19 protein-coding genes are annotated in these 19,189 nt (G+C 61.3%); 14 read left to right on the top strand and 5 right to left on the bottom strand.

The window, feature by feature from the left end:
• Positions 1 to 143 precede the first annotated feature (143 nt).
• Complete coding sequence (gene tpx, locus JFU04_RS12550; RefSeq protein WP_120448412.1) at positions 144 to 644, bottom strand: thiol peroxidase; 501 nt, start codon at positions 642 to 644, stop codon at positions 144 to 146.
• Positions 645 to 803: 159 nt separating this feature from the next.
• Between tpx and JFU04_RS12545 the strand changes: the two genes are divergently transcribed.
• The 11 genes from JFU04_RS12545 (at position 804) to JFU04_RS12495 (ending at position 12,656) form a co-directional block, all read left to right on the top strand.
• Positions 804 to 2,093, top strand: coding sequence for a glycosyltransferase (locus JFU04_RS12545; RefSeq protein ID WP_201144197.1), 1,290 nt, complete (start codon positions 804 to 806; stop codon positions 2,091 to 2,093).
• A gap of 72 nt (positions 2,094 to 2,165) precedes the next feature.
• Positions 2,166 to 3,071, top strand: a complete 906-nt coding sequence (locus JFU04_RS12540) for an AraC family transcriptional regulator (protein ID WP_065906623.1) — start codon at positions 2,166 to 2,168, stop codon at positions 3,069 to 3,071.
• A 354-nt stretch (positions 3,072 to 3,425) separates the two neighbouring features.
• Positions 3,426 to 4,709, top strand: a complete 1,284-nt coding sequence (locus JFU04_RS12535) for an ABC transporter substrate-binding protein (protein ID WP_371920659.1) — start codon at positions 3,426 to 3,428, stop codon at positions 4,707 to 4,709.
• A 123-nt stretch (positions 4,710 to 4,832) separates the two neighbouring features.
• Entirely contained in the window at positions 4,833 to 5,759 is a 927-nt protein-coding gene (locus JFU04_RS12530; protein WP_065906617.1) for a carbohydrate ABC transporter permease, read from the top strand.
• A gap of 10 nt (positions 5,760 to 5,769) precedes the next feature.
• A complete protein-coding gene (locus tag JFU04_RS12525) occupies positions 5,770 to 6,600 on the top strand; it encodes a carbohydrate ABC transporter permease (protein ID WP_032886872.1) in 831 nt (276 codons plus the stop codon).
• A gap of 37 nt (positions 6,601 to 6,637) precedes the next feature.
• Entirely contained in the window at positions 6,638 to 7,741 is a 1,104-nt protein-coding gene (locus JFU04_RS12520; protein WP_201144196.1) for an ABC transporter ATP-binding protein, read from the top strand.
• A gap of 16 nt (positions 7,742 to 7,757) precedes the next feature.
• Positions 7,758 to 9,239, top strand: a complete 1,482-nt coding sequence (locus tag JFU04_RS12515) for a mannitol dehydrogenase family protein (protein WP_201144195.1) — start codon at positions 7,758 to 7,760, stop codon at positions 9,237 to 9,239.
• A gap of 138 nt (positions 9,240 to 9,377) precedes the next feature.
• Positions 9,378 to 10,859: a xylulokinase gene (gene xylB, locus JFU04_RS12510; RefSeq protein ID WP_201144194.1), complete on the top strand. Its 1,482-nt coding sequence runs from the start codon at positions 9,378 to 9,380 to the stop codon at positions 10,857 to 10,859.
• Positions 10,860 to 10,871: 12 nt separating this feature from the next.
• Positions 10,872 to 11,810 carry a carbohydrate kinase family protein gene (locus tag JFU04_RS12505; protein ID WP_201144193.1) on the top strand — a complete coding sequence of 313 codons (939 nt, stop codon included), beginning with the start codon at positions 10,872 to 10,874 and terminating at the stop codon, positions 11,808 to 11,810.
• A gap of 99 nt (positions 11,811 to 11,909) precedes the next feature.
• Complete coding sequence (locus JFU04_RS12500; protein WP_065906599.1) at positions 11,910 to 12,179, top strand: DUF2790 domain-containing protein; 270 nt, start codon at positions 11,910 to 11,912, stop codon at positions 12,177 to 12,179.
• Between the two features lie 78 nt (positions 12,180 to 12,257).
• The gene (locus tag JFU04_RS12495) at positions 12,258 to 12,656 is read left to right on the top strand and encodes a hypothetical protein (protein ID WP_120448406.1); all 399 of its coding nucleotides are present in this window, start codon (positions 12,258 to 12,260) and stop codon (positions 12,654 to 12,656) included.
• Here JFU04_RS12495 and JFU04_RS12490 read toward each other — a convergent pair.
• Both JFU04_RS12490 and ilvA read right to left on the bottom strand, forming a co-directional pair.
• Complete coding sequence (locus JFU04_RS12490; RefSeq protein WP_201144192.1) at positions 12,653 to 12,922, bottom strand: DUF1652 domain-containing protein; 270 nt, start codon at positions 12,920 to 12,922, stop codon at positions 12,653 to 12,655. The two genes, JFU04_RS12495 and JFU04_RS12490, sit on opposite strands and share 4 nt — an antisense overlap.
• 232 nt (positions 12,923 to 13,154) lie before the next feature.
• Positions 13,155 to 14,177, bottom strand: coding sequence for a threonine ammonia-lyase, biosynthetic (ilvA, locus tag JFU04_RS12485; RefSeq protein ID WP_106804131.1), 1,023 nt, complete (start codon positions 14,175 to 14,177; stop codon positions 13,155 to 13,157).
• A 251-nt stretch (positions 14,178 to 14,428) separates the two neighbouring features.
• Here ilvA and JFU04_RS12480 point away from each other — a divergent pair, with 251 nt between their 5' ends.
• Positions 14,429 to 14,629, top strand: coding sequence for a ParD-like family protein (locus JFU04_RS12480; protein ID WP_027606410.1), 201 nt, complete (start codon positions 14,429 to 14,431; stop codon positions 14,627 to 14,629).
• On the top strand, positions 14,629 to 15,390 hold the full coding sequence (gene map / locus JFU04_RS12475; RefSeq protein WP_201144191.1) for a type I methionyl aminopeptidase: 762 nt from the start codon (positions 14,629 to 14,631) through the stop codon (positions 15,388 to 15,390). The genes JFU04_RS12480 and map overlap by 1 nt, the downstream gene beginning before the upstream one ends.
• Before the next feature lie 84 nt (positions 15,391 to 15,474).
• Here map and JFU04_RS12470 read toward each other — a convergent pair whose 3' ends face one another.
• Positions 15,475 to 16,407: a magnesium transporter CorA family protein gene (locus JFU04_RS12470; protein WP_201144190.1), complete on the bottom strand. Its 933-nt coding sequence runs from the start codon at positions 16,405 to 16,407 to the stop codon at positions 15,475 to 15,477.
• A 6-nt stretch (positions 16,408 to 16,413) separates the two neighbouring features.
• Entirely contained in the window at positions 16,414 to 18,000 is a 1,587-nt protein-coding gene (locus tag JFU04_RS12465) for a RimK family protein (RefSeq protein WP_207200654.1), read from the bottom strand.
• Between the two features lie 94 nt (positions 18,001 to 18,094).
• On the opposite strand from JFU04_RS12465, the gene JFU04_RS12460 reads away from it, so the two are divergent.
• The gene (locus JFU04_RS12460; protein ID WP_201144189.1) at positions 18,095 to 19,189 is read left to right on the top strand and encodes a peptidase C39 family protein; all 1,095 of its coding nucleotides are present in this window, start codon (positions 18,095 to 18,097) and stop codon (positions 19,187 to 19,189) included.

Genomic DNA, 19,189 nt, shown 5'->3' with positions numbered 1-19,189 from the left:
CTTACAACTTTTAACTTCTGACCTTAGTCCATTGCCTATTTCGCTAAGCGCCTGAACGACAAATAAAAACGGCCTGGACTAGGCCAGGCCGCAATCATGTAGCACGCGTGTTACTGCAAAACGACAGTAATGCGCCGAAACAGTTACTTCAAAACAGCCAGGGCGGCTTCGTAGTTGGGTTCCTGGCCAATTTCGCTGACCAGTTCGCTATGCAGCACCTTGTCGTGTTCATCCAGCACCACCACGGCACGGGCGGTCAGGCCACGCAGTGCGCCTTCGGCGATGGAGACGCCGAAATCAACGGCGAAGCCCGGGTCGCGGAAGTCCGACAGGTTTTTCACGTTTTCCAGGCCTTCAGCGCCGCAGAAGCGCGCCTGGGCGAACGGCAGGTCGCTGGAGATGCACAGGACCACGGCGTTGTTCAGGTCATTGGCCTGGGCGTTGAACTTGCGAACCGAGGTCGCGCAGGTCGGGGTGTCGACGCTTGGGAAGATATTCAGCACTTTGCGCTTGCCGGCGAAGGTCGCCAGGGTTGCGTCCGACAGGTCGCCGGCGGTGAGGATGAAATCCGGAGCCTGGGAACCGACTTGCGGCAGCTCGCCTTCAACCTTGATTGGGTTGCCACGGTGGGTGACTTGAGCCATGAACAGAATCCTTATGCTGGGTTTTGGTTAAACGAATTCGAGAGGCCGAAGTTAACCACAAAGTGCCGTGGCTACCTACCACCAGACGCAAATTGTCATGCCACCGGGTTGTGGTTTAATTGCGCGCTTTTGCCCTGCCCTTAAAGGAAGCCGTTGTTGATGAATCAGCCTGCCACCAAAGTCCTGGTCATTGGTTATGTCTGGCCGGAGCCGCGTTCTTCGGCGGCGGGCGGGCACATGATGCAGATCCTTGAGAGTTTTCTGACACAAGGTTGGGACATTACCTTCAGCAGTCCGGCGACCATCGGCGAACACAAGGCGGACCTGCCCGCCCTCGGCATCCGCGAATGCGCGATCGAACTGAATAACAGCAGTTTCGACGATTTTATCCGCGAACTGGCCCCGGACATCGTGCTGTTCGACCGTTTCATGATGGAAGAGCAGTTCGGCTGGCGCGTGGAGAAATGCTGCCCCGACGCCCTGCGCGTGCTTGAGACCTCCGACCTGCAAAGCCTGCGGGACGCGCGCCAGCAGCGCTTCAAGGAGCACCTCAAGGCCCATCCCGACACTGACGACTTCAGCGCCCTGTTCACCCCCGCGCTGCGGGAGGAATTCCAGTTGATGGCCGACACCGACCTGGCCAAGCGCGAAATCGCCGCGATTTATCGTTGTGACATCAGCCTGATGATCTCCGACGTCGAAATCCGCCTGCTCACCGAGCAGTTCAAGGTGCCCGCCGCCCTGCTCCACTGGTGCCCGCTGATGCTGCAGCCGCCGACCGCGGCGTTTGTGCCGTTTGAAGACCGCGCGCACTTCCTCAGCATCGGCAACTTCCGCCACGCGCCCAACTGGGATGCGGTGCTGTGGATGAAAAACAGCCTGTGGCCGCTGATCCGCCAGCAATTGCCCGGCGCCCAGTTGCATATCTACGGCGCCTACACCCCGCCCAAGGCCACGGCCCTGCACAACCCGGCGCAAGGCTTCCACGTGATGAACTGGGCCGAAGACGCGCTGCAAGTGATGACTGCTGCACGCATCTGCCTCGCGCCGCTGCGCTTTGGTGCCGGTATCAAGGGCAAGCTGGCCGATGCGATGCTGTGTGGCACGCCGAATATCACCACGCCGATCGGCGCCGAAGCCATGGGCGACGAGCAGCCCTGGCCCGGCGTAATCGCCGAGGATGCGCAGGCATTCGCCGCTGCGGCGGTCAGCCTGTACCAGGACCGCGAACGCTGGACCCAGGCGCAGGAACGCGGCCGCCAGTTACTGGCCAGCCGCTATGACCAGGACCTGCATGGCCCGGCACTGGTGGCCTGCCTGGAACACTGCCGCAGCCACCTTGCCGCCCATCGTCGGGATAACTTCACCGGCAGCATGCTGCGCCATCACGCGCATAAAAGTACGCAGTACATGTCCCAGTGGATCGAGGCCAAAAACCGCCTCGCCTGAACACCGGTGCTGGCGAGGTCGCGCGCGAGGGGGCATTATCCCAGGCAGCAACCACAATAAAGCGACGGCAGCATGACCCGAGCAGCGCGAATCACCGACCCTTCCTACGAGCTGATGGACGATCACAACGGTCTGTCCATCATCTATCGCCAACACGGCTTCCCCTGCCCGCTGGTGCGCTGGCATTTCCACAAGGAATACGAGCTGCACCTGATCGTCGCCAGCTCGGGCAAGGTGTTTATCGGCGACTACATCGGCAATTTCTACCCCGAAAGCTTGTTTCTCACCGGCCCCAACCTGCCGCATAACTGGATCAGCCAGGTCGAGGAAGACGAAGTGGTGCCCAAGCGCGACATGCTGGTGAACTTCACCGATGAGCTGTTCGAGCACGGCAGCCATATCTTCGCCGAACTCAAGACGCTCACGCCGCTGCTGGAACGGGCGCAATACGGCATCGAATTTCGCTGCAAAAAGACCATCGCCCAGGCCATGACCCTGATGCAGCGCATCGAGGATGCCCAGGGCATGGCGCGCCTGGGGCACTTTTTCATTCTGTTGGAGGTGCTCAGCGCGTGTGAGGACTACCAGTTGCTGTCGGGGGTAAATACCGCGCACCTGGCAGACGAACACAGCGTGGACCGCACCAACCGCGCGGTGGACTACATTTTCGCCCACTACGCACGCGAGTTGCCGCTGGAGGAAGTCGCGGAATACCTGGGGATGAAGCCGACGTATTTTTCCCGGGTGTTCAAGCAGGCCACCGGCCGCACGTTTATCGAGTTTGTGAACCGGTTGCGCATCAGCAAGTCCTGCGAACTGCTGGCCGATGGCGACAAGGCGGTGACGGACGTGTGCTTTGAGTCGGGATTCAACAACATCTCCAACTTCAATCGGCGTTTCCAGCAATTGAAAGGCATGACCCCTTCCCACTATCGGCGCCTGGCGGTGCAGCGGCTCACCGAGCAGAACCTGGCCTGAACCGAGCGCTGCGCGGTCCCGTAGCAGCCAGCTTGCCGGCGAACTTCCCACAAACGCCGCGTTTATCCAGGTTTGCGCGTAATCGTCTACGAGCATCGCCAGCCAGCCGGCGCCTGCCCGGGGACACACTCGGCGAATCGTTTCAGCTGCTTTCAACGCGAGTGCAAAAAAGTATCAGTGCAAGTGCGCCCAAGGATTTGTCATAACCCCATTTGAAGGCTGTAATCAACGCACACTCTTCCTGGCCGTTCGTGGGAAGACACAACAACAATAACTGTCCTTCTGCAGCCCCTGGGCGCAGAAATGGAGTGCGCGATGAAGTTCACAGCAAAAACTCTGCTTGCCTGTTCTTGCATGACTGTATGCATGACCCTCAGCGCCGTCAGCTTTGGCGCGCAAACCCTGACCATTGCCACCGTCAACAACAGCGACATGATCCGCATGCAAAAGCTCTCGAAAACCTTCGAGACCGAGCATCCGGATATCAAGCTGAACTGGGTGGTGCTTGAAGAAAACGTGCTGCGCCAACGCCTGACCACTGACATCGCCACCCAAGGCGGGCAGTTCGACGTGTTGACCATCGGCATGTACGAAGCCGCACTCTGGGGCGCCAAGGGCTGGCTGGAACCGATGAAGGATCTGCCGGCTTCCTACGACCTCGATGATGTATTCCCTTCGGTGCGTGACGGTTTGTCCGTCAAGGGTTCGCTGTATGCCCTGCCGTTCTACGCCGAAAGCTCGATCACCTATTACCGCACCGATCTGTTCAAGGACGCCGGGCTGAGCATGCCCGAGCACCCGACCTGGACCCAGATCGGCGAATTCGCGGCCAAACTCACCGACAAGAGCAAAGAGCAATACGGCCTGTGCCTGCGCGGCAAAGCCGGTTGGGGCGAAAACATGGCGCTGATCACCACCCTGGCCAACGGCTACGGCGCGCGCTGGTTCGATGAGAAGTGGCAGCCGGAATTCACCGGCCCCGAATGGAAAGACGCGCTGAACTTCTACGTCGACAACATGAAGAAATCCGGCCCGCCGGGTGCCTCCAGTAACGGTTTCAACGAAAACCTGGCGCTGTTCAACAGCGGCAAGTGCGCAATCTGGGTCGACGCCAGCGTGGCCGGCTCGTTTGTCACCGACAAGACCCAAAGCAAAGTGGCTGACCATGTCGGCTTCACCTTTGCCCCGCACGAGAAGACCGACAAGGGCACCTCGTGGCTCTACTCCTGGTCACTGGCGATCCCGACCAGTTCCAAGGCCAAGGACGCCGCCAAGGTGTTCACCAGTTGGGCGACTTCCAAGGAATACAGCCAGTTGGTGGCCAAGACCGACGGCATTGCCAACGTACCGCCAGGTACGCGCAAATCGACCTACAGCGACGAGTACATGAAGGCCGCGCCGTTCGCCAAGGTGACCCTCGAATCGCTGAAAGTCGCCGACCCGACCAAACCGACCCTCAAGCCCGTGCCGTATATCGGGATCCAGTTGGTGACCATTCCTGAATTCCAGGCGATTGGTACCCAGGTCGGCAAGTTCTTCTCGGGTGCGCTGACCGGTCAGCAGACGGTGGATGCTGCATTGACCGCCGCGCAGACCACCACCGAGCGTGAAATGAAGCGGGCGGGTTATCCCAAATAAAGCCGGCACACCGCCGTAACTGCTTTATGTGGGAACTGGCTTGCCGGCGATGCAGGCAAGCCAGCTCCCGCCCTGACCGCGCTCCGATTCTCGTTCTGCATGTACCTGACTGGTCCTGATCCTATGAATACCACCACTGCCCAAGTGCAAACGACCACGCCTCACACGCCACGCAAAAGCCGCCTGGCCAACCCCGGCTGGTTCCTCGTCACCCCTTCGGTCGCCATGCTGCTGCTGTGGATGATCGTGCCGCTGGGCATGACCCTGTACTTTTCGCTGATCCGCTACAACCTGCTCTACCCTGGCGAAAACCAATTCGTGGGGCTGGAGAACTTCACCTACTTCATCACCGACTCAGGCTTCCTGCCGGGCGCCACCAATACCCTGTTGCTGGTCGGCAGCGTGCTGTTGATCAGCGTGGTGTTCGGCGTGTTGATCAGTGCCTTGCTGGAGGCCAGTGAGTTCCTGGGCCGTGGCATCGTGCGGGTGATGCTGATTTCGCCGTTCTTCATCATGCCCACCGTCGGTGCGCTGATCTGGAAAAACCTGATTTTCCACCCGGTGTCGGGAATTCTCGCCGCCGTCTGGAAGCTGTTCGGCGCCGAGCCGGTGGACTGGCTGGCGCACTATCCGTTGCTGTCGATCATCATCATTGTGTCGTGGCAGTGGCTGCCGTTTGCGATCCTGCTGCTGATGACCGCCATGCAGTCCCTCGACCAGGAACAAAAGGAAGCCGCACGCCTGGACGGCGCCGGCGCCATCGCGATCTTCTGGCACCTGACCCTGCCCCACCTGGCACGCCCGATTGCCGTGGTGGTGATGATCGAAACCATCTTCCTGCTCTCGGTGTTCGCCGAAATCTTCACCACCACCAACGGTGGCCCGGGCTACGCCTCGACCAACCTCGCCTACCTGATCTACAACCAGGCGCTGGTGCAGTTCGACGTGGGCATGGCCTCGGCCGGCGGCTTGATTGCCGTGGTCATCGCCAATATCGCGGCGATCATCCTGGTGCGGATGATCGGCAAAAACCTGACTGACAAGCCTTGAGGGCCGCGCCATGACGCTTCAACAATCCCGTCGCCTGCAAAGCCTGTTGCTCGGCACTTTGGCCTGGGCCATCGCGATCCTGATTTTCTTCCCGATCTTCTGGATGGTGCTGACCAGCTTCAAGACCGAAATCGATGCGTTCGCTACCCCACCGCAGTTCATCTTCACGCCGACGCTGGAGAACTACCTGCACATCAACGAGCGCAGCAACTACTTCAGCTACGCCTGGAACTCGGTGCTGATTTCGTTCAGCGCCACCGCCCTGTGCCTGCTGATCTCGGTGCCGGCCGCCTACTCCATGGCCTTCTACGAGACCAAGCGCACCAAGGGCACGCTGCTGTGGATGCTCTCCACCAAGATGCTGCCACCGGTGGGCGTGCTGATGCCGATCTACCTGCTGGCCAAGAGCTTCGGCCTGCTGGATACGCGCATCGCGCTGATCATTATCTACACCCTGATCAACCTGCCGATTGTGGTCTGGATGGTTTACACCTACTTCAAGGACATCCCCAAGGACATCCTCGAAGCCGCGCGCCTGGACGGCGCCACCCTGTGGCAGGAAATGGTCCGGGTGCTGCTGCCGATCGCCAAGGGCGGCCTGGCGTCCACGGTATTGCTGTCGCTGATCCTGTGCTGGAACGAAGCGTTCTGGTCGTTGAACCTGACCTCGTCCAACGCAGCACCGCTGACCGCGCTGATCGCCTCCTACTCCAGCCCTGAAGGCTTGTTCTGGGCCAAGTTGTCCGCCGTCTCGACCCTGGCCTGCGCGCCGATCCTGATCTTTGGCTGGATCAGCCAGAAACAGCTGGTACGCGGTTTGTCCTTCGGCGCCGTGAAATAACGGCCTTTCAATAAAAAATTCAAAGCGGAGGCCCATCATGGCCAACCTGAAAATCAAGAATCTGCAAAAAGGCTTCGAAGGTTTCTCGATCATCAAAGGCATCGACCTGGAAGTTAACGACAAGGAGTTCGTGGTCTTCGTCGGCCCCTCGGGCTGCGGTAAATCGACCCTGCTGCGCCTGATCGCGGGCCTGGAAGAAGTCACCGAAGGCACCATCGAACTGGACGGCCGCGACATCACCGAAGTAACCCCGGCCAAGCGCGACCTGGCGATGGTGTTCCAGACCTACGCGCTGTACCCGCACATGAGCGTGCGCAAGAACATGTCGTTTGCCCTGGACCTGGCCGGCGTCGACAAGAAACTGGTCGAGAGCAAAGTCAGCGAAGCGGCGCGCATCCTCGAACTCGGCCCGTTGCTGGAGCGCAAGCCCAAGCAGCTGTCGGGCGGTCAGCGCCAGCGTGTGGCGATTGGCCGGGCGATTGTGCGTAACCCGAAAATCTTCCTGTTCGACGAACCGCTGTCGAACCTCGACGCCGCCCTGCGCGTGCAGATGCGCCTGGAGCTCGCGCGCCTGCATAAAGAGCTGCAGGCGACCATGATCTACGTGACCCACGACCAGGTCGAAGCCATGACCCTGGCCGACAAGGTGGTGGTCCTCAACAGCGGCCGTATCGAGCAAGTGGGCTCGCCGCTGGAGCTGTACCACCAGCCGGCCAACCTGTTTGTCGCGGGTTTCCTGGGTACGCCGAAGATGGGCTTCCTCAAGGGCAAGGTCACGCGCGTCGAAGGCCACGGCTGCGAGGTGCAACTCGACGCAGGCACCACCATCAGCCTGCCGTTGAGCGGCGCGACCCTGAGCGTGGACAGCGCGGTGACCCTGGGCATTCGTCCAGAACACCTGGAAATCGCCACGCCGGGCCAGACCTCCCTGACCGTCACCGCCGACGTCGGCGAGCGCCTGGGCAGCGACACCTTCTGCCACGTCATCACCGCCAATGGCGAGCCGTTGACCATGCGGATCCGGGGCGACATGGCCAGCCAATACGGCGAGACGCTGCACCTGCACCTGGACCCGGCGCACTGCCATCTGTTCGACACCGACGGTGTAGCCGTGGCCCGCCCACTGCGCGCTGCCGCCTGATTTCGCGAGAGTTGTGATGAAACTGAATAAGCAGAACCTTACCCAACTGGCGCCGCACGTGAACATCCCGGCCTATGCGATTGCCAGCACCTCCCAGGGCATCGCCCATATCGGCGTCGGCGGTTTCCACCGTGCGCACCAGGCGTACTACACCGATGCGCTGATGAACACCGGCGAAGGCCTGGACTGGAGCATCTGCGGCGTCGGCCTGCGCAGCGAGGACCGCAAGGCCCGCGACGACCTGGCGGGCCAGGACTACCTGTTCACCCTCTATGAACTGGGCGACACCGACGACACCGAAGTGCGTGTGATCGGCTCGATCAGCGACATGCTGCTCGCCGAAGACAGCGCCCAGGCACTGATCGACAAACTGGCCAGCCCCGAGATTCGCATCGTCTCGCTGACCATCACCGAAGGCGGCTACTGCATCGACGACAGCAACGGCGAGTTCATGGCCCACCTGCCGCAGATCCAGCATGACCTGGCGCACCCCGGCGCACCGAAAACCGTGTTCGGCTTTATCTGCGCCGCGCTGACCCAGCGCCGCGCCGCCGGCACCCCGGCGTTCACGGTGATGTCCTGCGATAACCTGCCGCACAACGGCGCCGTCACGCGCAAGGCGTTGCTGGCCTTTGCCGCGCTGCACAATGCCGACCTGCACGACTGGATCAAGGCCAATGTGAGCTTTCCGAACGCCATGGTCGACCGCATCACGCCGATGACCAGCACCGCCCACCGCCTGCAGTTGCACGACGAGCACGGCATCGACGATGCCTGGCCGGTGGTCTGCGAACCGTTTGTGCAATGGGTGCTGGAAGACAAGTTCGTCAACGGCCGCCCGGCCTGGGAGAAGGTCGGCGTGCAGTTCACCAATGACGTGACGCCCTATGAAGAGATGAAGATCGGCCTGCTCAACGGCAGCCACCTGGCCCTGACTTACCTGGGGTTTCTCAAGGGCTACCGGTTCGTGCACGAGACCATGAACGACCCGTTGTTCGTCGCGTACATGCGCGCCTACATGGACCTGGATGTCACGCCGAACCTGGCGCCGGTACCGGGTATCGACCTGACCGACTACAAGCAGACCCTGGTCGACCGCTTTTCCAACCAGGCGATTGCCGACCAGTTGGAGCGCGTGTGCTCGGATGGCTCCTCGAAGTTTCCCAAGTTCACCGTGCCGACCATCAACCGCCTGATAGCCGATGGGCGCGAGACCGAGCGTGCGGCGCTGGTGGTCGCGGCCTGGGCCTTGTATTTGAAGGGCGTGGATGAGAATGGCGTGAGCTATAAAATCCCCGACCCGCGTGCGGAATTCTGCCAGGGGCTGGTGAGTGATGAGGCGCTGATCAGCCAGCGACTGCTGGGCGTGGAAGAGATTTTTGGCACGGCTATTCCCAACTCGCCGGAGTTTGTGGCAGCGTTCGAGCGTTGCTATGGGAGCTTGCGTGATAACGGCGTCACCGAAACCCTACAGAACCTCCTGAAGAAACCGGTTTAAATGTGGGAGGGGGCTTGCCCCCGATGAGGGTGTGTCAGGCAAATATCCTTCACTGCCCCACAGCCATCGGGGGCAAGCCCCCTCCCACACTGGACCGGGTTGCCAATCCAAAAAAATAACACCGCTGAGCACACCCTCATGACCCAGCAAAACCTGTTCCTCGGCATCGACTGCGGCACCCAAGGCACCAAGGCCATCGTCCTCGACGCGTCCAGCGGCAAGGTGCTGGGCCTCGGCGCTGCGGCGCACACACTGATCAGCGGCGCGAATGGCCGTCGCGAACAGCACACCCAGGAGTGGCTGGACGCCTTTACCGAAGCCACCCACCGCGCCTTGCAACAGGCCGGCGTCGACGGCCAGGACATCCTTGGCATCGGCGTGTCCGGCCAGCAGCACGGGCTGGTGCTGTTGGATGACAGCGGCCAGGTGCTGCGCCCGGCCAAGCTGTGGTGCGACACCGAAACCGCACCCGAAAATGATCGTCTGCTGCAGTACCTGGGCGGCGAAAGCGGCTCGCTGGAGCGCCTCGGCGTGGCCATCGCGCCGGGCTACACCGTGTCCAAGTTGCTCTGGACCCGCGAGCAGCACCCGGACGTGTTCGCGCGCATCGCGCATATCCTGCTGCCCCACGACTACCTCAACTACTGGCTCACCGGCCGCGCCGTGGCGGAATACGGCGATGCCTCCGGCACCGGTTACTTCAATGTGCGCACCCGTGAATGGGACGTGACGCTGCTCCAGCACATCGACCCCAGCGGTCGCCTGCAAGCCGCGCTGCCCGAACTGATTGACGCCGACCACGCGGTGGGCACGATCCTGCCGGCCATCGCCGAACGCCTGGGCATCAACCCCAACGCGCTTGTCTCCAGCGGTGGCGGTGACAACATGATGGGCGCCATCGGCACCGGCAATATCGCCCCCGGCGTGATCACCATGAGCCTGGGTTCCTCGGGCACCGTGTATGCCTTCGCCGACCAACCCAACGTGAGTGCGCAGGCGTCGGTGGCGACTTTCTGTTCCTCCAGCGGCGGCTGGCTGCCGTTGATCTGCACGATGAACCTGACCAACGCCACCGGGGTAATCCGCGAGCTGTTCGAGCTGGACCTCAACGCGTTCAACGCCTTGGTCGAAAAGGCCCCGATCGGCGCCGACGGCGTGAGCATGCTGCCGTTTCTCAACGGCGAACGCGTGCCCGCCCTGCCCCACGCCACCGGCAGCCTGCACGGCCTGACCATGACCAACCTGACCCGCGCCAACCTGTGCCGCGCCGTGGTCGAAGGCACCACCTTCGGCCTGCGCTACGGCCTCGACCTGCTACGCCACACCGGCCTGCAAAGCCTGCGCATCCGCTTGATCGGCGGCGGTTCGAAAAGCCCGGTGTGGCGGCAGATGGTCGCCGATATCATGAATACCGAGGTTATCTGCACCGAACAAAGCGAGGCTGCGGCCCTGGGCGCGGCGATCCAGGCGGCGTGGTGCCAGTCCGGCGAATCCCTGGCCAGCCTGTGCGACCGGTGCGTGAGCGTCGACCCGGCCAGCCGTACCCTGCCGGTGGCAGCCAGCGTCAGCGCCTACCAACAGGCGTACGCGCGCTATCAACAGCTAGTAGCAACCCTTTAAGAGCGAACGACTATGTATCTGGTGTGCGGTGAAGCGCTGTTTGATTTTTTCAGCGAGGAAGATGCCAGCGGGCAGGCTTCCAAGGTCAATTACAAGGCAATTGCCGGTGGCTCGCCGTTCAACGTGGCGGTCGGGCTACGCCGCCTGGGCATCGATGCCGGGCTGTTCGGCGGGCTGTCGACCGACTTCCTCGGGCGGCGCTTGCTGCAGGTGCTCAAGGATGAAGGCGTCAGCGAGCAGTTCCTGGTGGAGTTTGCCGCGCCGACGACGTTGTCGATGGTCGCCGTGGGCGCCAATGGTTCGCCGCAGTACAACTTCCGCGGCGAAGGCTGCGCCGACCGCCTGCTGGAACTCGCCCATCTGCCGGCGCTGGGCGCGGACATTCGCGGCCTGCATGTCGGCTCGTTCTCGCTGGTGGTGCAGCCGATCGGCGACACCCTGCTCAGCCTGGTCAAGCGCGAAAGCGGCAAGCGCCTGATCAGCCTCGACCCCAACGTACGCCTCAACCCCCAGCCGGATATCCAGCTGTGGCGCGAGCGCGTGGCGGAGCTGGTCAAGCACGCCGACCTGATCAAGGTCAGCGACGAAGACCTGCACCTGCTCTACCCCGACCAGTCGCCGGAAAGCGTGCTGCAAGGCTGGCTGCAGCACCGCTGCCAGCTGGTATTCCTCACCCGTGGCGGCGACGGTGCCAGCGTCTTCAGCCGCCAGCACGGCAACTGGTCGCAACCGGCACAGAAGGTGGTGATGGCCGATACCGTCGGCGCTGGCGACACCTTCCAGGCCGCCTTGATTGCCTGGTTGACCGAGCAGAACCTGGATTCGGTAGAGGGCCTGCAACAACTGACGCGCACGCAGATCGACACGATGCTCGGCTTCGCCATCCGCGCTGCCGCGTTGACGTGTGGCAAGACTGGGCCGGATTTGCCGTATCGTGATCAACTCGGCTGAATCCAGCCTTTATGAAGGTTTTGTCAGCCAGGCAAAAATTAATCGACGGTTAATCCCGCAAGTCGAGAGTGAAAGTGTAATCACTTGCGGAGAACCACCATGAAACTGCGCACTTTAATGCTCGGCGGCGCGCTGGCGCTGGCGGCGGTGTCGGGCCTGGCCCAGGCTGCCGATCAAACGGCGACTGTCACCCCCGTGCCCTACCATTACGGCATGCCGATGAACATCGCCAAGGTGCTGGCCATGAACGAGGCCCAGACCAATGACTGCAAAGTCATCAAGGCGGATATCAAGTTTGTGGACACGGCCGGCAAGGTCGAAGACGTGAGCTATCGGAAAATGTCCGAAGCCTGCGATTTCCAGAATTGAGCCGGTGAAAGACCCAGGACAGGCCCGCACAGGAAGGAGTAGTCTTGCGGGCTTGTCATACGGCTGAAGGGATTCGCCATGCAGTTGAGTTTCCGCTCTCTCGCAACATTCACCGCCCTGCTCTGCTTCGCCCTTGCACTTGTCTGGGGCCTGCGTCCTGACCTGCTGCTGTGGTTATGGAGTGTCGAATATTCCAGCGCCACCGGGCTGGTGTCGCGCCGCAATGCCGCGCTGTTCCTGGCCATCGGCCTCATGTTCTACCGTGCTCGCCTTGCCCCACCCTCAGACACACGCCGCGCCCTGACCAGCGGGTTTATCGCCGGCTGCCTGGTGCTGGCCGTATTGGGGTTCGGGGAGTGGATCAATGGCAATGCAGGCCCGGGGATCCTGCTGGCGGTGGCAACGGAAACCGTATTGGGCCTGGCGTTTATCCAGGCCCACAGGTCTTCGGTCACTCACTCTCAAGCGTCGATCTAGTACAGGTTGCGCGCACTTGCTCGTTGCAGCGCGGGTGCATGGCTGTGCTTGAGGTCTTCACGCAACCCGGTGATCAGGTTGCACAAGGCTCGACTGCTGTCGAGTTTGTCGGCGTTGATACCTTTGACTTCCAAATCCACCCGGTCACGGTCGCGGTCGTCATAGACCTTGATCGTCAGCGAGGCATCTTCGGCTTTGGTGCATTCGCACCGTTTAGGCAGGAAACTTCCTTCGATAATACTGCGAAGTTCTAATTCCGAAAGCATGGCCAACCTCTCCTTTTCTGAGACTGCCAATCGATTTTTTTAGTCTGGCAAGCGTGTGCCTGCCGCGTCTTGCCGCCCCTGGAAGACGCTTACCATCACCAGCCTACTCGGCAAAATCCAGCCTCGTTGTAACCATTCCTCATAAGCAACCAGCGCCCTTATATAAGCTTGGCCGGATAGATGAAATAATCGTCGAACCGCTGCGATTAATCGTTTAACCCCACGCCTGGTATCAAACTGCGCCTTGCGCGACCACTCTTTCAGCAACATATCGCAAACTATCGAAGTTGATGTTCGCGCCGGAATTAACCGCTACCAATGTCTGCCCCGCTATGCCACGCGTTGACACGTATTGGCGAATGCCCGCGACCGCCAAGGCACCGGAAGGCTCGGTGATGGAGCGGGTATCGTCGTAGATCAACTTGATTGCGCTGCACAGTTGGTCATTGCTCACGGTGATCACTTCATCCACCCACTGCCGGCAGATTTCAAAACCAAACGCACCGATCTGCGCGACCGCCGTGCCATCGGCAAACCCGTCGACACTCGGCAACACCACGCGCTCACCGGCGCGCAGGGCCGCCAACAGGCAACTGGAGCCTTCGGGCTCGACGCCGATGATGCGCACTTCGGGCCGCAGGTATTTGACGTAGGCCGCGATCCCGGCAATCAGACCGCCGCCGCCGACCGGGACGAAGATCGCGTCCAGCGGCCCTTGCTGCTGGCGCAGGATCTCCATGGCCACCGTGCCTTGGCCGGCGATGACGTCCGGGTCGTCGAAGGGCGACACGAAGGTATAACCGGAGGCGTCGGCGAGTTGCAGCGCGTGGGCCAGGGCAAAGGGAAAGCTGGCACCGTGCAACACCGCTTCGGCGCCCCGGGAGCGCACGCCCAGTACCTTCAATTCCGGCGTCGTCGCGGGCATCACGATTCGCGCCCTGATCCCCAGTTCACGCGCCGCCAGCGCCACCCCCTGGGCATGGTTGCCCGCCGACGCGGTGACCACGCCCCGCGCCTTCTGCTCGGCGGTCAGTTGCACGAGCTTGTTGTAGGCGCCGCGAATCTTGAAGGAAAAGGTCGGCTGCAAGTCTTCGCGCTTGAGCAGCACCTGGTTGCCGAGCAATGCCGACAGCGCCGGCGCGGCTTGCAGGGGCGTGCGCACCGCCAGGTCATAGACCGGGGCGGCGAGGATCTTTTTTACATAGTGTTCAAGCAGGCCTGCATCAGCGCGGGGAGGAACGGGACAGCTGCTCATGGGTGTCTCCTGGTGTGTGTAGAGCCCGGGAGACGGAAAAACAAAACCCGCCTCAAGGGCGGGTCTGGGTGCAGCCGTGTGCTATCCCGCCAAATGAGGAATGGCGGTAATAATAATGCTTGGCTGGCTGCGGAAGGCTTGGAAGGTCATGCCAGGAAATTAACCGGCCATCCGGACCAAGTCAACATCCTGTTTACTTCAAGCATACGAAACATATACGATTCGTATATCAATCCAGCACAGTGAAGACCATGGGCATCGTCAAGATCAGCGACCAACTGCACGAACAACTCCGCCTGGCCAGTGCGGCCATGGACCGCTCCATCAACGCCCAGGCCGAGTTCTGGATCAAGGTCGGCCTGCTCGCCGAACTGAACCCCAGCCTGCCCTACCACGAGTTGATCAACAAACTGCTGCTGGACAAGCCCGACCTGATCCGGGGGCGCAGCTGATGATCAAGACCGCCGCCCAATTGGCTGTCATGCGCGAATCCGGGCGCCTGCTGGCGAAAGTGTTCGACATGCTCGACGGTTTTGTCAGCGCCGGCCGTTCCACCCTGGAGCTGGACAGCGCCGTCGAGGCCTTCATCCGCAACGAACTGAAAGCCCGCCCCGCCAGCCTCGGGCAATACGACTACCCGTTCTCCATCAACACCTCGATCAACGAGGTGGTGTGCCACGGCATGCCCAGCGCCAAGGAGATCCTCAAGGACGGCGACATCATCAACATCGACATCACCCTGGAAAAAGGCGGCTTTATCGCCGACTCCAGCAAGATGTACATGATCGGCACCGTCGCCCCCAAGGCGCGGCGCCTGGTGGAAATGACCTTTGAGGCGATGTGGGCCGGCATCCGCCAGGTCAAGCCAGGCGCACGCCTGGGCGATATCGGCCATGCAATCCAGAGTCACGCGCAGGCCAACGGCTACAGCGTGGTGCGTGAATACTGCGGCCATGGCATCGGCAAGCAGATGCATGAGGACCCGCAGATCCTGCACTTCGGCCGCCCCGGCACCGGCATGGAACTGCGCGAAGGCATGGTGTTTACCATCGAACCGATGCTTAACCAGGGCAGTTCCAAGGTGCGCAGCCTGAAAGATGGCTGGACGGTGGTGACCAAGGACAACAGCCTGTCGGCGCAGTGGGAACATACCGTGGCCGTGACGGCGGATGGCTTTGAAGTGCTGACCCTGCAAACACCGCCAGGCGAATAACCTGTGGCGAGCGGGCTTGTCCCGCGTTGGGCTGCGCAGCAGCCCCAAACCAGGCGCAGAGGCGTGCCTGATGCATCGCCACCTTTACATCGCCGCGCCCGCCATTCGCTTGAGCACGAGCACCATCAAGCCTGCCCCCAACCCCATCGCAGCCAGGAACAACGGGTACGACACCCACCACGGCGTACCCGCCGTCATCATGCTGAACTCCGACATCCCACCCACACTGGCAATCAGATTGAGCGGCAGGAACACCACGTTGATCAGCGTGAGCTTGCGCAACAGGTTGTTCATGCTGTTGTTCATCAGGTTGCCGCGCGCATCGATCAGCCCGGAAAACACATTGGAATAGATCTCGGCCTGTTTGTAGCACTGATGGTTCTCGATGATCAGGTCATCGATCAGGCCGAGGATTTCCGCGCCGAAGTGCTCCTTTTCCGCGTGGTTGCGCAGCCGCGACAGCACAGCGCCGTTGCTGTGCAGCGCGTTGATGTAATAGATCAGGCTTTCACTGAGGTTGAACATCTGCATCAGGTGATGGTTGCTCATCGACGCGTTGAACTGCTGCTGCAACTCGCGCGCGACCAGCTTGATCACCTTGAGGTGGCCCAGATAGTGGTGGATGTTGTTGAGCAGCAGGTCGAGCAGCACGTCGAGCGGCGTGTGCAACGGCCGGCGCTGGCCCAGGCCGCTCAGCGGGGTTTCATCGGTGGCGATTACCAGCAGCCGGCCGGGTGAAAACAGCAGGCCGCAGGACGACACTTCGAATACCAGGTTGCCGCCGCCGGAATAGTTCTCCGGGCGCTTCCAGATCAGGAACAGGTTGTCGGGGTGAAACTCGATGCGCGAGACCTCGTCCGGGTCCAGGGCCGACGCGAGTGCATGCTCATCCAGCTTGTGATGGTCACGCAGCCATTCACGCTCGCTCGGGTCAGGGTTGTTGAATAACAGGATCGGGGCCGAGGCGCTGTCCACGCCCAGCAGTTTTCCATTGATTAGCTCAAAACGCTGGATCATCGCGACTCACCAGACCTGGCCCTGGCGTTTCAACTCCAGGCGCCGCACGAATTCCTCCAGCACCAGGCCATACAGGTCTTCCTGCAAATAGGCGTCTTCGATGCCCGCATCCAGGTTGGGATTGTCGTTGACCTCGATCACCACCACCTTGTCGCCGGACTGCTTGAGGTCGACGCCGTAGAGCCCGTCGCCGATCAGGTTGGCGGTCTTCACCGCCAGCTCCACCACCGCCTTGGGCGCTTCGTGGACCGCCAGGGTCCGGCACTCGCCGTTGATGTCCGAGCCGATGGCCTTGTGGTTGTAGATCTGCCAATGGCCCTTGGACATGAAGTACTGGCAGGCAAAGATCGGCTTGCGATTGAGCACGCCGATGCGCCAGTCGTATTCGGTGTAGAAGAACTCCTGGGCCAGCAGCAGCACCGAATGTTCGAACAGCTCGGCAGTGGCCTTGAGCAAGGCTTCCTGGCTTTCGACCTTGATCACACCCCGGGAGAAACAGCCATCGGGGATCTTCAGCACCAGCGGGAAACCCAGGCGCTCGCCGACCCGTTCGAAATCTTCCGGTCGTTCCTTGTAGAGAATCTCGGTGGCGGGCATGCCCAGTTGATGGCTGTTGAGCAGGTCGGTGAGGTAGACCTTGTTGGTGCAGCGCAGGATCGAGGCCGGGTCATCCATCACCACCAGCCCTTCGCTCTCGGCTTTCTTGGCGAAGCGGTAGGTGTGGTTGTCGACGCTTGTAGTCTCGCGGATCAGCAAGGCGTCGTATTCGGCCAGGCGCGAGTAGTCCTTGCGCTCGATCAACTCCACATCGATGCCCAGGCCCTTGCCCACGCGGATGAAATTCTCCAGCGCCTTGGCATTGGACGGCGGCAGTTGCTCCTGGGGATCGTGAAGAATCGCCAGGTCATAACGGGCCAGGCGACGTGAACGGGGCTGGCGCCAGATCTTGCGGCTGAAGTTGTCGAGGGCGTGGGCGAATTGATCTTCCTGGTCATCGCGCAACTTGTGCAGTACGCCGGACTTGACCCCTTCAATGTGCCAGCCGTTGTTCTTTCTGAATTCAACTAACAGGATCGGGCACGGGAACGCTTCAAACAACTGGCGGGCCAACTCCTGCAACGGTTCAATATTGGTTCGACCAAAGTAAAGGGTCAGGGTAAAGCCTTCGGTATTGCTGTAGAGATGATGACTCAAGGCTTTATCGAGGGTTTTATCCAGGTCATCCAGCGCCAGGCCGTAGAGTGACTTCTTGGTCAGCTCGCTGATGGTGCGCACCGACGGAATCACCTTGTGCCCGCGCGCTTCGGCCAGCAACGAACAGTAGTAGCCGTGCCCCAGGTACTTGTAGCTGCGGCACAGGTTGATCACCTGCACACGCTTGCCGGTCTCGCTTTCGCGGGTTTGCTCCAGGTATTCCTGCGCGGTGACGATGTCTTCGCTGGGGAAGTAGGAGGCCCAGTCTTCCTTGCGCTCGACAATGATCACAACTTGACTGGCGCCTTTGGGGGGTGCGGAAAAATAACCCTTATTGGTTATTGTCGCCGCGACAGTTTGCTCGGATACTTCACGCCAATGACCTTGTACCGCCGACATAATATTTGATCCGCTTTAGAGAACTCGACCTTTTCTATTAAGCACGATCTTTTAGAGAAGTCCCGTTTCGTTACGCAACTTTTACGGCGGTCATATGGCTCTTTTCTTTCGCGTTGCAGCCCCCGAGGACGTGCCTGAATTAGTGGCACTGGAACAGCACTGTTTCACCACTGACCGGCTGTCACCGCGCAGTTTCCACTGGATGGTCAGCCGCGCCCATGGCCGGTTGCTGGTGGCGGAACAGGACGGGCAATTGCTCGGCTATGCGCTGGTGCTGTTCCACCGTGGCACCTCGCTGGCACGGCTGTACTCCATCGCCATCGCCGAGCACGCGCGCGGCATGGGCCTGGGCAAACAGCTGCTGAGCCGCATCGAGGCCTGCGCAGTGGAACACGACTGCGCCTACCTGCGCCTGGAAGTGCGCACCGACAACCCCGGTGCCCTCGCCCTGTATGAACGCAACGGCTACCGCCGCTTTGCCCTGATCAACGACTACTACGAAGACCACAGCCCGGCCCTGCGCCTGGAAAAACGCATCCTGCAGCACCAGGATGCGCGCTCGCACAGCGTGCCGTATTACCAACAGACCACCGACTTCACCTGTGGCGCCGCCTGCCTGTTGATGGCCATGGGCGCGCTGGTGCCGGAGCGCCCGGCCCTGCGCCGCGAAGAGCTGCAGATCTGGCGGGAAGCGACCACCGTGTTCATGACCGCCGGCCATGGCGGTTGCAGCCCGCAAGGCCTGGCTCTGGCGGCGTGGCGTCGGGGCTTTCGGGTGCGGATGCAGGTGAATGTGCGCGGGCCGTTGTTTCTGGATGGCGTACGCAATCCGCATAAAAAGGACGTCATGCGCGTGGTGCATGCCGCGTTTGAGGAAGAGTTGGCAGGCAGCGACGTCGAGCAGGTCTTCGGCGGCGCCCTGGACTTGCCACGGCTGTTGCAGGAGGGCGGGCAGCCGCTGGTGTTGATCAGCAGCTACCGCCTCACCCGCTCGAAATCCCCGCATTGGGTGATCGTCACCGACTGCGACGACGACTTTGTCTACCTGCACGACCCGGATGTGGACCACAGCCAGCACCGCCAGCCCCTTGACTGCCAGCACCTGCCGGTCAGCCATGCGGAATTCGAGCGCATGTGCCGCTTTGGCAATAACAAGCTGCGCGCGGCGGTGGTGGTCTTCACCCGGTGA

The organism is Pseudomonas sp. TH21, from assembly GCF_016651025.1.
GTDB lineage: Bacteria > Pseudomonadota > Gammaproteobacteria > Pseudomonadales > Pseudomonadaceae > Aquipseudomonas > Aquipseudomonas aylmerensis.
The sequence above is the reverse complement of the archived record's forward strand: the minus strand, read 5'-3'. Positions and strand labels throughout refer to the sequence as shown.

Coding starts and splice junctions, on each gene's coding strand:
- tpx (WP_120448412.1), bottom strand. CDS start 644: ATGGCTCAAGTCACCCACCGTGGCAACCCAATCAAGGTTGAAGGCGAG.
- JFU04_RS12545 (WP_201144197.1), top strand. CDS start 804: ATGAATCAGCCTGCCACCAAAGTCCTGGTCATTGGTTATGTCTGGCCG.
- JFU04_RS12540 (WP_065906623.1), top strand. CDS start 2,166: ATGACCCGAGCAGCGCGAATCACCGACCCTTCCTACGAGCTGATGGAC.
- JFU04_RS12535 (WP_371920659.1), top strand. CDS start 3,426: ATGACTGTATGCATGACCCTCAGCGCCGTCAGCTTTGGCGCGCAAACC.
- JFU04_RS12530 (WP_065906617.1), top strand. CDS start 4,833: ATGAATACCACCACTGCCCAAGTGCAAACGACCACGCCTCACACGCCA.
- JFU04_RS12525 (WP_032886872.1), top strand. CDS start 5,770: ATGACGCTTCAACAATCCCGTCGCCTGCAAAGCCTGTTGCTCGGCACT.
- JFU04_RS12520 (WP_201144196.1), top strand. CDS start 6,638: ATGGCCAACCTGAAAATCAAGAATCTGCAAAAAGGCTTCGAAGGTTTC.
- JFU04_RS12515 (WP_201144195.1), top strand. CDS start 7,758: ATGAAACTGAATAAGCAGAACCTTACCCAACTGGCGCCGCACGTGAAC.
- xylB (WP_201144194.1), top strand. CDS start 9,378: ATGACCCAGCAAAACCTGTTCCTCGGCATCGACTGCGGCACCCAAGGC.
- JFU04_RS12505 (WP_201144193.1), top strand. CDS start 10,872: ATGTATCTGGTGTGCGGTGAAGCGCTGTTTGATTTTTTCAGCGAGGAA.
- JFU04_RS12500 (WP_065906599.1), top strand. CDS start 11,910: ATGAAACTGCGCACTTTAATGCTCGGCGGCGCGCTGGCGCTGGCGGCG.
- JFU04_RS12495 (WP_120448406.1), top strand. CDS start 12,258: ATGCAGTTGAGTTTCCGCTCTCTCGCAACATTCACCGCCCTGCTCTGC.
- JFU04_RS12490 (WP_201144192.1), bottom strand. CDS start 12,922: ATGCTTTCGGAATTAGAACTTCGCAGTATTATCGAAGGAAGTTTCCTG.
- ilvA (WP_106804131.1), bottom strand. CDS start 14,177: ATGAGCAGCTGTCCCGTTCCTCCCCGCGCTGATGCAGGCCTGCTTGAA.
- JFU04_RS12480 (WP_027606410.1), top strand. CDS start 14,429: ATGGGCATCGTCAAGATCAGCGACCAACTGCACGAACAACTCCGCCTG.
- map (WP_201144191.1), top strand. CDS start 14,629: ATGATCAAGACCGCCGCCCAATTGGCTGTCATGCGCGAATCCGGGCGC.
- JFU04_RS12470 (WP_201144190.1), bottom strand. CDS start 16,407: ATGATCCAGCGTTTTGAGCTAATCAATGGAAAACTGCTGGGCGTGGAC.
- JFU04_RS12465 (WP_207200654.1), bottom strand. CDS start 18,000: ATGTCGGCGGTACAAGGTCATTGGCGTGAAGTATCCGAGCAAACTGTC.
- JFU04_RS12460 (WP_201144189.1), top strand. CDS start 18,095: ATGGCTCTTTTCTTTCGCGTTGCAGCCCCCGAGGACGTGCCTGAATTA.